Here is a 14,812-nt window from a genome sequence, read left to right on the forward strand (position 1 = left end):
AATGGCTGCACAGATTTAAGAGGTTAACATGGCGATTATCAGTTGTCCGGCTTGTCAAAAGCCAATTTCGGACAAAGCAAATTCGTGTAGTCATTGTCATTATGAATTTGGCAGTGCATCTAAAGAAGATATAGAACGTAAGTTGTCTCTACAAAGATATCAAAAGCTGCAAAAGCTGCAGAATCAGTCGATGTTGGCGATTCTGTTGTTTATTGTTGGATGCTATTTTGTCTTTTTAGGTAACTTCCCTGATGGCGACAAGGGTCTTATGATGTTTAATGTATCCGTTGCGGTAGCTACCATTGGGTTTATTTGGTATGTGGTCAATCGTGCTAGGATAGCTATAGCAAAGCGCAGCTGATTGTAGGTGCTGCAAAAAAGTATTCTAAGGATAATTTATGCATATCGAGCAGCTTGTGGCGACTATGTCAAAAGACGTATTTGAAAAACTTAAAATAGCGATTGAAACCGGCAAGTGGCTTGACGGTAATCCCTTAAGTGATGAGCAGAAAGAAACCGTACTACAAGCGATATTGCTGTATCAAGCAAAAATAGAACAATCTGAAGAACATATGACGGTCAATAAAGAGGGAAAAATTGTTCAAAAGTCACGGCAAGAACTCCAAAACGAACTGAAGCATGAAGCGAGTAAACAAAGTAACATAGCACGGTTTAAAGAAAATGATTTTTAAAAAACTGTTTGCGCCAACCTATACCAGTGATGACCCCAATGTCCGAATTGAAAGCTTGGATAAACTTGATGTAACAAAAGAGAAAGACAAATCTATTGTTCATGAATTGGCGTTTAATGATGCGAGCGACAAAGTCAAAATTGCGGCTTTAAAACATTTGAATTCGTTTGTTCTTTGGGTGAAAACAGCAGAAACGACATCTTCTGCTATGATAAAAAAGAACGCTCAACAGCAATGTTATGAGCTTGTTGAGCAACCGCATGTTGTGGATGACAAGCTTTTTAAAGCATACATATCAGAAATGAAAAATAAGAGTGTACTTCAGCATCTACTTTTTAATTGTATTCGTCTTAATGAAGATAAGTTCCTATCGATGAACACTTTGCTGAATATTGATTCGGAGAGAGTGACGAAAAAGTATTTTGCTGAAAAAGCTGATGTTGAACAACAATTGGCTATCATTGAAAAAACTGAAGACGAAAAACTGCTTCATCGTTTTATGAAGCAGGCCAAAAATATGACCGTAGAACTTGCGGTTAAAGAAAAACTTGAGCACTTAGATTGGTTAAAACAACAGCCTATCCAAGTAAAGCAGAGGGCCGTATTAATTAATGCTCTGTTACTAAAGTTAAAAGATGTAGATGATTACGCAACACTAAAAAGTGAGTTAGATAAACAAATTACAGATTTTGAGAGTTTAAAAAATAAATTTGCCTACTTAAGTGAGCAAGATGCAGCTGAACTGAGCACTAAATACTTATCATTAAAAAATACCGCACAGTTAAAATTACAAACCTTAGCTGAAAGTCATAACAAAGAGTTAGCAGCTAAAAAGCTGAATGACGATATTCACAAACTAACACTATCTTGTGAACAAATTAGCGAACAAATAGAGCTTTGTATTAGCGAAGTTGAAAGTGATGTTACCGCACAAATTAAGATTTTTGAAAGAGCAATTAGTACAGCATCAGAAGAATTATCTAATTTAAAATCCCAGTCGTTGGATTCTTCACGAACGAATGAAGTAGATAGAATTTCGGCGCTAATAGACGAAAATAGACGCGTTTTGATGCATTTGCCTGAATCTAAACTCATAGTCACACAAAATATTCAAGTATTGGCTAAGGCTAGAGAACTGCTTGATAATGTCGAGCAAAATGCGGTTACAAAAACCAGTTTGGATGACAAGCCAGATATAGCCACTGCAAGAACATTAGAAACAGAGTTTTCTCAACTCCAGAAAGCTTTTAAAGAAAATATCGAATCCCAAAAAGTTAATTTGCCTAAACAAACCAAACAAGCTTTTTCTCAAGAGGAAAAACGATTTCGCGGTATTTTGCATAAAATAAATGCAAATTTTAAACAACACGAACGAAAAATTGAGCAGAAATTAAGAGTCGTTAATCGCTTAATTGTTGATGGTAAATACAAGCCAGCCATCTCAACTTTTCATCATACTAAACTGCTTATTAATAAAGTGTTAGGTGATAATTTAGGCGAAATTCGCTTCAAACGAATCGCAAAACTATATGATAGTACCCTGCAAGAAGTTGAAAAATTGCAAGATTGGCAAGCTTATGTGGCACAACCAAGGAAACCTGCATTATTGATACAGGCAAGAGAACTTGTATTAAGTAAATTTGTCGATGGCTATGAACGAGCTGAGGCGGTAAAAAGACTACGACAAGAATGGTCATCATTTGGACATTTGTACACAGACGAAGATGATCAGTTAAATACTGAATTTGATGTGGTATTGGAACAAGCTTTTGCGCCATGTCGTGAATTTTTTGCAAAAATAGAAACACAACGCCAAGAGAATGCGAAAAGCGCTCAAAGGATCATAGACGAGGCTAAACAACTGGATTTTGCTTCACTCGAACAAGCTCTTCATAAAAAGTTATCGCAATTGAGGCAAGCGTTTAGATCAATTGTAGACCTAGATAAAAAAGAGGCTACTATTTTAAACCGTGAGTTCAACAAAGCGATTAGGCCCTTAACCCAAGCAATAGAGAAAGAACAAGCAGATAATGCAGCGCGAAAAAATGAATTATTAAAGGCGGCAAGTCGGCTAGAGAATATGGATGACTTGCAACAAGCAGTGAATGAAGCGAAAAAACTGCAATTCCAATGGAAGACAATAGGCTTTGCAGGCAAAGGAAAAGACAATCAATTATGGCATGCGTTTAGGGAAAAAAATGACGCGATATTTGGGAAATTTCATCAGGTCGTTAATAAAAAGCAAGCTGAACAAGACCAAGCTTTGCGTGCAGTTGAAAACGAAATCAATGAGATATCAATAAAGATTGATTCTTCACGTGCAATTACAGATTTAGAGTTTTTTGAGCAGTCTTTTGCCGAGCTTGAAACACATTTCCGCTCCCTTGCAGAAAATTCACAAAAAAAAGTCCATAAAAAAATACAAAATCTATCAACATCCTTTCATAGTGCGGTTAAAAAATTCAATCAAGAAAGAGAAAATACTCAACTAAAATCACTTTTTGAATGTTTACAAAGTGCAGACCAAGCCATATTTTTGAAAGAAAGTGAGAAATTACCTAGTAAATATAGAACTTGGGCCTTAGGCAATTTTGAAAAGCATCCTTTGTTAGGTAAATATGACCATAAAAGCCTACTAATGGTTTTAAGCATACTAGTGGATAAACAAGATATTGCGGATAACATAGACCTGAAAGCCTTAAAAAAACAAGTGCAATTAGCTTTAATGACAGCAAAATTGCAGGGTGAACGTATGCCTAATAAAGAAGATGTCTTAAAACATTGGACGAGTTTGGGCGCGATAAAAAAAGCTGACAAAGATTTATTGTCACTTTTTATGCAGTTTTATTTAGGTAGTAACAATATTGATGTGGAAGCGGCCGATTCTAAGGTTGAAATGGTGAATGTTGATGCCTAAAAAGCATATCTATGTGGCTTACACTGGTGGCACGATAGGTATGAAACCATCAAGTAAAGGTTATGTGCCAGCCGCAGGTTATTTAAGTGAGACGCTTAAAAAAATGCCAGAGTTTCACCGTGCAGAAATGCCTAATTTTACTATCAATGAATATGAGCATCTTCTTGATTCCAGTGATATGGTGCCAAGTGATTGGCAACTCATTGCTAATGATATCGCTAAACATTATGAAGCTTATGATGGCTTTATTATTTTACACGGCACCGACACTATGGCATATACTTCGTCAGCTTTGTCTTTTATGTTCGAAAATTTAAATAAACCAGTCATTATTACAGGCTCACAAATTCCGCTTGCTCAGCTTCGTTCTGACGGTCAAGCGAATTTGCTCAATGCTTTATATATCGCAGCAAATTATCCCATCGAAGAAGTCACTCTGTTTTTTAATAATAAATTATTTAGGGGAAACCGCACTCGCAAGGTCGATGCTGATGGCTTTGATGCCTTTGATTCGCCTAATTTCCCTCATTTATTAGATGCAGGTATCAATATTGAGGTGAATTATAAATTACCATTTAATGCAAGTAATAAAGCGTTTTCAGTCAGTGCAGTTAAGAGTCAACCAGTTGGTTTGGTCAGCTTATATCCCGGCATCAGCAACAGCGTTATAACTAATATTGTTCAACAACCTGTTAATGCCTTAATTTTGTTAAGTTATGGGGTTGGCAACGCGCCGCAGAATCCAGAATTGCTTTCACAGTTATCCGCCGCGCATGAAAATGGCATATTACTCGTAAATTGTACTCAATGTATGCGTGGGCGAGTAGACATGGCGGGATACGCCAACGGCGTATTAGTCGAAGAAACTGGGGTTATTTCGGGGAAAGACTTAACCCCCGAAGCGGCTTTGGCTAAATTGCATTATTTATTGAGTCGTTCAGAATTAGATATCTCAGAAAGAAGACGCCTGATGGCTAAAAATATCCGTGGTGAAATGACAGATTGAGATAATTTCAGTTATCACATTTCGATACAATTGGAATTTGTTTTTTGGCTTTCTTTTCTAGTGCTCTGCTGTTAGCTTAACGCTTAGTAAACAATGCAATGATAAGTACCAAAATATGCTCACAATTTCTAATGTTAGTAAAACTTATGACAATGGCATCAAAGCTCTCGACCAGGTAAGTCTTAATATTTCAAATGGCGTATTTGGTTTATTAGGGCCAAATGGTGCAGGCAAGTCGTCACTTATGCGAACAATCGCCACACTGCAACTTGCAGATAGCGGTCAAATTAAATTCGCCGACATAGACGTCTTTGACCAACCTCAAGCATTACGTAAAAAGTTGGGTTATTTACCACAAGATTTTGGTGTTTACCCAAAAGTCAGTGCCTACGATATGTTATCGCATATTGCTGTGTTAAAAGGTTTGACGAACAAAGGGCAGAGGCATGAGACTGTCGAAGGCTTACTTGCACATACTAATCTTTACGAACATCGTAAAAACTATGTGAGCGCATTTTCGGGTGGAATGCGTCAACGCTTTGGGATTGCGCAAGCCTTGTTAGGTGATCCTGATCTGCTTATTGTTGATGAACCTACCGCGGGTCTGGATCCAGAAGAACGTAATCGTTTTCATAATTTATTAGTAAGCTTGGCTGAAAAAAAGGTCGTTATTTTATCAACACATATTGTTGATGATGTTTCAATATTGTGTGAAGACATGGCAATTCTTGGCAATGGTAAAATTTTGCTTCAAGGTAATCCTATTAAAGTAACGGAAAGTTTGAAAGGCAAAGTATGGCGGAAAACAGTTTTACCATTAGAGTTTGATGAAATTGCTCAAAATCATAAGATTATTTCAACACGTTTGTTTGCGGGAAGAACGGTAATGCATGTATTGTCAGATGACATGCCAGACGGTTTTGAATCAGCACCGGTAAGCCTAGAAGATGCGTATTTTAGAGTACTAAAATACGGTCATGATTCCTCAGATTATACGGCAATGTAGGCTTATTGAATGTTTTTTAGAATGATACAGTTTGAATGGCGGTTTTTTATTAAACAGCCTTCTTTTATTGTGACATGCCTAATTTTCTTTTTATTGCCATTTTTATCTGTTGCTATTGAAAATGTGAGTATTGGCTCCGCAAGTAATATCAATTTTAATAGTCCATATGCAATAGCCCAGACAGTGGTTATTTTTGGCATTTTTTCTTTATTCTTAGTGGTCAATTTTATTGGTAATACTGCCATAAGAAATGAGCTTTCAAATATGAGCGAACTGCTTTATACAAAGCCCATCAATACATTTAAGTATCAAGTTGGTCGTTTTATTGGTTCATTTTTAGTTATTTTATTTGTATCAGCTATGGTGCCTCTGGGCTTAATGCTTGGAAGTTTATCGCCACAACTTGATGTTGATAGATTGGGTGAATTTAATCTTTTTTATTACCTAGTACCATATCTCATTTTTTCAGTGCCAACATTGTTTGCTTTGAGCACAATAATATTTGCAGCAGCATTACGCTTTAGAAGTATGTTAGCTGTTTATTTGTTTGCGCTAGGACTATTTATACTTTACGCACTTGCCGAAGTTATTTTTACTTCGCCTCAACAAAGTGAGTTATTAGCAATATTTGATCCATTTGGCGTGTATAGCTTTTTTGAAACAACACAATACTGGACACCTAAAGAACGTAACTCTTTAGTCGTATCATTTTCTGACCTTGTGTTGAGTAATAGACTATTGTGGATAGGCTTAGGATTATGCTTTTTATTGTTTTTTGGCCGGATTTTTTCTCCACTGCGTTTGGCGCAGGGTCGAAGCAAAAAGTTTGCATTAAAAGACCTTAAATATATGCCGACTTTGCATGAATTGCATAGCAATAGAATAGATTATTCTTTTCAAGATAACGATTATTTGCAACTTTTTATGGCAAGGGTGAAATTTGAATATAGTCAGATTATCACCAGTCCTGCGTTTATTGTTCTCTTACTCTTTGCTGCATTTTTAATTATTAGCACTTTTGTCTTTGCAAGTGGAGACTATGGTGTGCGTGATTGGCCAATTACCCAATACATGGTGTCGCAAATTTCCAATGGCGTCAGATTAACACTTATTATCGTAATTACTTATTATACCGCCGAGGTGGTATGGAGAGAACGCACAGTAGGCATCGGTGACATTATTGACAGTACGCCGGTGCCCAATTTTATATTTTGGTTGTCAAAGTTTTGTGCGGTTAATTTTGTGACGATATCAGTTTTAGTTACCGGTTTAATGGCGGCGCTAATAAATCAAACCGTATCTGGTTATACAAATTACGACTTACCACAATACATTATATCTTTAATGTATTTTGAGGCATTGCCTTATATTTTGCTCACTGTATTGGCATTTTTAATACAAGCACTTAGCCCATCTAAATATGTTGGTATGCTAATTTTTGTCGGGTATTTTTTAGTATCTAACTTTGTTATGGCTCAAATAGGCTTTGAACATAATATGTTCTTTTACAGCTCTTCTCCCCAAATGATATTTTCTGATATGAATGGTTATGGTTGGGCGATGTCGTCACATCATTATTATATGTTGTATTGGTCTGCATTGGCCTTAGTATTCTCGGCATTTAGTTTTGCACTTTGGCAGAGAGGGCCAAAGGTAAGTTTGAAAAGTCGATGGAAGCTAATGGGTTACCATTTAGGGCAGGGTGGCCAAGTATTAGTTGTGTTGGGTATTGTGTGTTTTATAAGTGTTGGTACTGTTATTCATTATAATACGCGGGTGGTAAATCAGTTTTTACTCGATGAACAAGTGTTTGAATTAAGAGCAGAATATGAAAAGCAATACTCGCTATTTGAAGATGCGCCTCTACCTAGCATAGTCAGTGTGGATATCAATGCGGCAATATTTCCCAATCTGAGGAAAATTGAAGTTATTGCAGATTTAACCCTTATAAATAAAACAAATGAATCAATCGATAAATTCCTGATTAATTATCCCGATCATAGTCGAGTTGAAATTGAGTCTGCAGAAATAAATGGTTTTAATAGTGATTTAAAGACTGCGTGGATGTCGTTTGACAAAGCAATGCAGCCTGGCCAGCAGAAAGCATTACGAATAAAAGTGACACGTCAACACTTTGGATTTAAAGATAGTGATGAAGATACAAGCTTGGTCAAAAATGGAACCTTTATCGACAATGTTTCTTTATTACCAACGTTTGGCGTACAAAAAAATATCTATTTAAGCGATCAATATGAGCGAAAAAAGCGTGATTTGCCGCCACCTCAGAGAGCTTACAAGCTAGAAGATGAGAGTCGGTATAATGAGAGTTTTTTGGGCAAGCATATAGGTCTAATAGAATTTTCGGCGACCTTGTCTACCGACCAATCCCAGATTGCAATCGCGCCTGGATATTTGCAAAAATATTGGGTAGAAGGCGGGAGAAACTATTTCCAATATAAAATGGATAAGCCGATGATTAATTTTTATAACTTAATGTCGGCTGATTTAGAAGTTAAAAGCGAAATTTACAATGGTGTTCAAATAAGCGTTTATTATCACCGTGAACACGAATGGAATGTAGAACGAATGATACAGTCTAGCAAAGATTCACTTGCATTTTTTGAGGACGCATTCGGCAAATATCAACATAAACAATTACGCATTATTGAGTTTCCAGGATATCGTCGATTTGCGCAAAGTTTTGCTAATACGGTGCCTTATTCAGAGCAAATTGGTTTTATAGCTGATTTACGGGATCCCGCCACTATCGACTCTGTTTACTATATAACAGCACATGAAGTCGCCCATCAGTGGTTTGGACATCAATTAGATGCAGCTAATGTTCAAGGCAGTGCGGTATTATCTGAATCTTTGTCTCAGTATGCTGCTTTACAAGTCATGCGTAAGCAATATGGTGAGGTAAGAATCAGAGAGTTTTTGAGCTATGAGCTAGACGCTTATTTGCGTGGCAGAAGTACCGAATACTTAGAAGAAATGCCGTTTATGCGCGTTGAAAATCAACCTTATATTTATTATCACAAAGGTGGCATTGTATTAATGGCTATTGCTGATCGAATAGGGTTTGAAAACATGAATAGAGCCATTGCAGGCCTAATTGAACAATTTAAATTTAGTCAAGGCAAGAGGGCGACCACTCTTGATCTATTAAATGCGATTAAGTCAGTTGCAGAAAAGTCACAGTATGACTTTATAGAACAGCAATTCTCTCAAATTACGATTTATGATATCGAATTAATAGAAGCCGAGGTAAATACTATTGAAGCGGGAAATACTAACCCAGAGAAATTACATTTGATCGAATTGATGGTAAATGTAAAGCAGTTTTCAGTTGATGGTGTAGGCGAAGAAACTAGCCAACAATTCGCTGATTTAGTAGATATTGTTATTTTTGATGGCGATCCAAACGATTTTAGTAATGATACGAATATTTTGTACCACAATAAGCATCGTTTGGAAGATGGTGAAAATACGCTATTAATACAGTTAGAAGCAATATCGGGTAGACCTAAATTTATTGGTGTTGACCCTTTTATTCGTTACATTGATCGAAATAGCAGAGACAATATACTTGCTCTGTAAATCTAATATTTAATGCCTGAATATTCGTTCATATAATAAGACAAAGGCTGAGGGCAAGCATGAAAACCGCGCTGTTGTTCTGTAATGCAAATTTTGCTTACAATTCGGCTGTGCAGATTGGCTGTTCTTCTTTTCGATTATTCAGCAAAACCTCCTAGCAATATAAAAAATCACACAAATCGTCTTATAAGCTAGGGTGATCATGATTAATTTTGAATAAGCCTAACGCTTTATTGTTTTTAAAAGGATGACTCCCTCTTGCAAGATACTGCCACACAAGCCATGACCGAAGTAGCATTAGGCCTATCTATGGCGTTTTTTGCATTATTAATACTAGCGCTTATTTCGGTGACCTTACCTGCGTCAACAGAAGCAGAAGACAAACCAATAGCTGAGTATGCAGTTAAACAAAAGATTAGTATTTCTACTGAGGAGGATAAAAACAATAAGGCTGAAGTCAGTCATAGTTCCCACGAAATAAAACAAAAAGTGTTGTTATTTTGGAAAGGTCAATTTTACGACTTAGCCTTGAATGAAATTAGTGTTGATAATTATATTTCTAATTTTTCAAGTAAAGACCAAGTAAAAGAAGTCATTGTTGCGGTTAATCCCGCACTTGCACTTAACGAATTGCTCGCGATTCAGAAAATGTTTGACGGGGTGCCGGTGCAAATAACCATGTTGTCAGCACAATGGCAAAGCACCTTATCTACACAGTATTGAGACTAAATAGATGAAAAAATTACATAATACTAGTCTAATTAAAATGGGTGTATTGGTGCTTAGTGTTGTGATTTGTAGTTTATTTCTGCCTTATATATATCAAGCTAAACCTGCTACTCCCAAGCACTTTCAAAGCTTAAATGCAGCCTATGCAATAAATCAAATTCAGCAAACAGAAACAACGAGCTTATCGCCTGGAAAAAGCCATATCTCGGAACAACAAAGTTTGCAAGCAATGAAAACTAAGTTACAAGATATTAGGATGCATAATGTTATGAGACACAGAGCGAATAAACGCCATATTACTCATCAAAATACACAGCCTTTGTTGAAGCATCATTCATTCCAACATCAAACCATTCCTCGTATTTGGCAATCTGAAGAATAAAAGGGCAGGTTTTGACTATGAAGAGAATAATCGCTTAAATTCAGAAAGTGATACAAAAAATAGCATAAATACACCATAATAATGGCACAATTATGGCATAAGCCTATTATTACTATAAACAGGCTTTTACCTCAGGTGTTAATGTACCAAAAAGGCGATTTTATTGACGCCTACCAAGTTTTAGAACAACTTTTTGTAGGCGAAAACAGTCAAATTTATCTTGTATATTGTCAGTCACTAAACTGCAATTTAGTGATTAAATGCGCCTATGTAAATAATTCAGACCAAGCTTCTAACAATCACGCTAAAGACGTAAACGATTCCTTTATTTATCAAGCTCGACTTATGCATCATTTCTCAAACGAAGAACATATCGTTAGATTAATGCATATTGGCAACGTGGAGCATACTCCTTACATATTAATGCCTCTGTATCAGCAAAATTTAGCAGAATACATGGCTTCGTCAGGCGATCGTATAAGCGCCTATAAATCCATTAGCTTCATTAAACAAGTTTTATCAGCAATTAATAGCCTACACGACAAAGGTGTTCTTCATCTCGATGTGAAACCTCAGAACATCTTGCTTGATGAAAACTTGAAAGTTTATCTGGGTGATTTTGATGCCGCATATGTTTTTAACAATCATCAATTAATCACAAATGTAAACGCTTTAAATATTACGACTAAATTTACGCATGAATATGCTAGCCCTGAAGTGAAAAAAGGAAATCAAGACTTATCGGAGGGTGCAGATTTGTATTCAATTGGCGTTTTATGGTGCCGATTGTTGCTAGGTGGTGGTGCTCTAAATAGGCTAAATAACAAAGATGAACGCGAAGAGCTCATTTCATCGCTTTCTCCAACAGTACCCAAATGGATGGTAGACTTGATTAAAGCTTTGTTGGCTAGCAATCCTGACAAGCGACCAAAATCGGCACGTGTTTGTCTCGATTTAATAGAGAAACACACTCAAAATGCTGAGAGTTTTCAGACTATTGTGATGACAGATGATTCACTAATGTCGACATTATCTATGGCCTTATCAAGCGAGATTGAAAAAATACTATTAGCCCAAGGAAAGCTGAATAAACATCATGCGATTGACTTATGTGCAAGCATTAAAAGTGAACAAGATAAAGTTGATATAAAAGATATTTTTACCCTAGAAGCTGCGGTTAAGCAGCAACTAATTTTAAATAAAAACCTACAAAAATGGTTTGAATGGTGCGATTTAGTTGATAAAAAAGCGCAGATATATGCCAATCATAAAAAGATACATAGTAGCGTTGAAGAATTTGAGAAATTACTAGAAGACGGCCAACAATCTCGACCTGACAACCCACAAGCAGCGTTGTTATTACTGCAGCTTAAGGTTCCTAAACAAGCGGCCATGCTAAGCAATGTTAGCAAGCCAACTCAGTCTTACACAAACGCCAAGTCATTAAAATTTATAGTGTCTGTTTTAGTTATTCTTTTTGTGTTCGCATATTGGACTCTGAGTAACTATTTTATGCTCGATAAACATTCTGAGGATAAGAGTGAGCCAATTGTCACCGTATTTAAAGAAGATGTAAGCGATACTATGCCACCCAAAGCTAATCAAAGTACCTCCTCTGAGCAGCTAGTTTTGGGTAGCTTTTTGCCTCAAGAGAATAGAGTTTTAATAGACATCGTTACTGCGAAAGGCGAAATTGAAAAAGTAAGCTTGATTAACATTTCAAGCGCTGCGCCGGCCGACAAAAGTATCACCTTAAATGTTCCATTTTTTGTTATGGAAAGCGAAGTCAGTCGTGCGCTATATAATTTATGTGTTGCCGATGGTAGCTGTAGTAAAAGTAAAACGTACTCGACGTTGGCGAAGAGAGAGTCAATAGAACAGCCAATGACTAACGTTAGCTGGTATGAAGTGAATCAGCAATTTATTCCTTGGATGAATACAAAGGTTAATGGTCAATTTAAGCTTCCGAATTTGGAGCAATGGAAACTATTCGCCTTGTGGCCTCAATCTATAGCATCGTTTACTCAATTAAAACAAAATAGTCATTGCAAAAACTGTGGTAACACTATTGCACGAACTACACGGTTTTTTGGTTTGGGAAGGCCCAACGAATTGGGATTATATGACGTATATGGTAATGTTCAAGAATGGTTGTCAGAATGTTGGTATGATAATGGTCTGGAGCGCTGTGACCAGGCTATTGTAGCTGGCGGTTCGTGGTATAATGAAGTAACAGAAATACAACAGAATCACATGAACCGATTACTTAAACAGGCAAAAACTCCCACGACTGGATTTAGACTAATTTACTATCCAAATGAATAATTTAGTGCCTTATATATTAATTATTGTCTTATTGTTTTTTCCCATTAGGCTTGTCGCTAAAGACTGGCACATTGTGCTTATTCCTTATGTTGATACTCAGAATAATAGCAGTATTCAACTTAGTCCATTGCAACAAAATCAATTTGAACAAGGACTGGAAATAGCGCTCACTCAGAGTCTAGAGAAGTTAATGCCGTCTCACGTAATTTTTGAAAAATGTAATACTTCATTATGTGGAAAAGCGAACATAAAAAGTTTACTCAATGCAGTTTTATTTAACGCGCCAGAAATTCAATTGCTTGGTTTGTACTCTATTTCCCGATCAAAACAATCTTATATTCAAATAGACATGTTAGATCCATTGTCTCATCAGATTATATTGGCTGATAGCATGCCGATACAGCCAGAAGATATCGATAATAATTTGTTGTTGTTAGGTCAGAATGCTGGGCGACTATTAGCACAAAAATTATCAAGCAGATTAAAAGAGCAAACAATAGGGATATCACTTATTGATTTTGAACAGGAAGAACTGCAAGGACTAAGTACCCATGTATTAGGCGCCAACATGGATACAAAGATGACCTTAAAGCGTTCTAGCCAGTATTTTCGATTTGGTCAACGCTATTTTCCAGTAGTTACTAGTCATTATGAACTCCAAACAAGTCTTAGTGCATCACAAGTTAAAAATGTATTCGCTGCTTTTTTTGAAAATAAAAACACCGCTATCGTTTTTAATTTTGATAAGGAAAAAGAGCTTTTATCAATCACCCGTGGGGGTAAGCCGTATAATCCTTCCTTACTTACTCTTGGTCTTGTTTTCTCAGTTATTGTATTCATTTTGGCATATCTGATAAGGCGTCAATATTTAAATTATTACTTAAATGAATACGCTGAATTACGAAATGCTGATGGTTGGTTGAATACTTACCAAACGGCTAAAAAACCCTTTTATGGCTTGGCAAAAAAATGGGCTTCGCAAGCATCTTATTGGAATAGTCGACAAATTGATTCTGCAAAAACAGTGGATAAAGCAAAGTTGTATTTTGATGCAGGAGACATTATTACTGCTAAGTTGTTTGTCACCAAAGCCTTACATATTAATACGGTCAACAAAGATGCAAAAGCATTGACGCAGAAAATTGCGGAATACGAAAACAATACAAAATTGTTATCTGAAAATGAACAGTGGATAAGAAATAAAATTGCCAAAGCGATGAACAATTATCGCCAACAATTGCCACTAAAGGCTCTCAAACAAGCGTATCAGGCTTATGCTAAAGCCAAGCACTTAGGTAACTTTAAAAAACAAACCAAGGCAATCGCTAAACTAATTAAAAAAATTAAGCAGGAGTATTCTACGAGTGCTAGATCAATGGTTATTTTTGCTAGCAATGATCCTGTGAGTATCACGCTTACTCAATACGACATTATACATATTGGACGATTACCGAATAAAAACGATTTCACGTGGATTAGTAGTCAAGATAGTGTATTCCATATTAACCATAAATTAGTGTCGAGAGTTGGGCATCATTGTTCCATTGAACAAACAGCCAGTGGCTTTGCATTGAAAGATCATAGTAGCAAAAATGGTAGCTATATCAATGCTATACCATCCAAAGCAGGTGTCTCTAGTGCGCTTAGCAGTGGGGATAGTATTACTTTGGGTGCTAACGATAGCTTAAATGCAGTGACATTAAATGTAAAAATATCTGCATGCAGTAAATTGGCCGAATTTTCATTTGTGCCATCGTCAGAAACATTGGTAAACCAAGAGAAATTAAATAAAATTTGGCCAGATAATGCCTTAGCATTAAGAACTAAGCTTGTTTGTACCAAAAAAACCGCCATTGTGGCTCTTAACAAAAAAGATGCAAGCATGAGAATTGTTTCTGAAAAGGATATATTGGATAGTTCTTTATACACTCCTATATGCACTATTAAACTGGGTGAGCAAGCTTTGATAGCGCCTTTGGATGAAATATCGAATATTACTATTGAAGATGTTGAGCTGATAGGAGAAGTTCCTTTGCAATTACCTTGTTCAATAAAGTATCAGGATACGATTATTCAGCTCAATCAATATGATGGGGTTTCTATGCGCTATGCGCAGCACTCTATTCATAAATTACCTACTGAATAATATTCAGAC

General features: G+C 36.4%; 10 protein-coding genes. All 10 read left to right on the forward strand.

Annotated features, from left to right (window positions below; genetic code table 11):
• Positions 1–28 precede the first annotated feature (28 nt).
• Positions 29–361: a hypothetical protein gene (locus RM552_RS04225; RefSeq protein WP_311367532.1), complete on the forward strand. Its 333-nt coding sequence runs from the start codon at positions 29–31 to the stop codon at positions 359–361.
• 37 nt (positions 362–398) lie between these two features.
• Positions 399–692 carry a YeaC family protein gene (locus tag RM552_RS04230; RefSeq protein WP_311367533.1) on the forward strand — a complete coding sequence of 98 codons (294 nt, stop codon included), beginning with the start codon at positions 399–401 and terminating at the stop codon, positions 690–692.
• Positions 682–3,609, forward strand: coding sequence for a DUF349 domain-containing protein (locus RM552_RS04235; protein ID WP_311367534.1), 2,928 nt, complete (start codon positions 682–684; stop codon positions 3,607–3,609). Before RM552_RS04230 ends, RM552_RS04235 begins: the two co-directional genes overlap by 11 nt.
• Complete coding sequence (gene ansA, locus RM552_RS04240) at positions 3,602–4,615, forward strand: asparaginase (protein WP_311367535.1); 1,014 nt, start codon at positions 3,602–3,604, stop codon at positions 4,613–4,615. The genes RM552_RS04235 and ansA overlap by 8 nt, the downstream gene beginning before the upstream one ends.
• 115 nt (positions 4,616–4,730) lie before the next feature.
• Complete coding sequence (locus RM552_RS04245) at positions 4,731–5,621, forward strand: ABC transporter ATP-binding protein (protein WP_311367536.1); 891 nt, start codon at positions 4,731–4,733, stop codon at positions 5,619–5,621.
• 9 nt (positions 5,622–5,630) lie between these two features.
• Positions 5,631–9,221 (forward strand): ABC transporter permease/M1 family aminopeptidase, encoded by a 3,591-nt coding sequence (locus RM552_RS04250; protein ID WP_311367537.1) that lies wholly within the window; start codon positions 5,631–5,633, stop codon positions 9,219–9,221.
• 258 nt (positions 9,222–9,479) lie between these two features.
• Positions 9,480–9,944, forward strand: a complete 465-nt coding sequence (locus RM552_RS04255) for a hypothetical protein (protein ID WP_311367538.1) — start codon at positions 9,480–9,482, stop codon at positions 9,942–9,944.
• Between the two features lie 10 nt (positions 9,945–9,954).
• Positions 9,955–10,332 carry a hypothetical protein gene (locus RM552_RS04260; protein ID WP_311367539.1) on the forward strand — a complete coding sequence of 126 codons (378 nt, stop codon included), beginning with the start codon at positions 9,955–9,957 and terminating at the stop codon, positions 10,330–10,332.
• Positions 10,333–10,473: 141 nt separating this feature from the next.
• A complete protein-coding gene (locus RM552_RS04265; RefSeq protein WP_311367540.1) occupies positions 10,474–12,657 on the forward strand; it encodes a bifunctional serine/threonine-protein kinase/formylglycine-generating enzyme family protein in 2,184 nt (727 codons plus the stop codon).
• Positions 12,658–12,661: 4 nt separating this feature from the next.
• Complete coding sequence (locus tag RM552_RS04270; protein WP_311367541.1) at positions 12,662–14,803, forward strand: FHA domain-containing protein; 2,142 nt, start codon at positions 12,662–12,664, stop codon at positions 14,801–14,803.
• Positions 14,804–14,812: the final 9 nt, after the last annotated feature.

This window comes from Glaciecola petra (assembly GCF_031846345.1).
Lineage (GTDB): Bacteria > Pseudomonadota > Gammaproteobacteria > Enterobacterales > Alteromonadaceae > Glaciecola > Glaciecola petra.

Coding starts and splice junctions, on each gene's coding strand:
- RM552_RS04225 (WP_311367532.1), top strand. CDS start 29: ATGGCGATTATCAGTTGTCCGGCTTGTCAAAAGCCAATTTCGGACAAA.
- ansA (WP_311367535.1), top strand. CDS start 3,602: ATGCCTAAAAAGCATATCTATGTGGCTTACACTGGTGGCACGATAGGT.
- RM552_RS04250 (WP_311367537.1), top strand. CDS start 5,631: ATGTTTTTTAGAATGATACAGTTTGAATGGCGGTTTTTTATTAAACAG.
- RM552_RS04235 (WP_311367534.1), top strand. CDS start 682: ATGATTTTTAAAAAACTGTTTGCGCCAACCTATACCAGTGATGACCCC.
- RM552_RS04230 (WP_311367533.1), top strand. CDS start 399: ATGCATATCGAGCAGCTTGTGGCGACTATGTCAAAAGACGTATTTGAA.
- RM552_RS04245 (WP_311367536.1), top strand. CDS start 4,731: ATGCTCACAATTTCTAATGTTAGTAAAACTTATGACAATGGCATCAAA.
- RM552_RS04260 (WP_311367539.1), top strand. CDS start 9,955: ATGAAAAAATTACATAATACTAGTCTAATTAAAATGGGTGTATTGGTG.
- RM552_RS04265 (WP_311367540.1), top strand. CDS start 10,474: ATGTACCAAAAAGGCGATTTTATTGACGCCTACCAAGTTTTAGAACAA.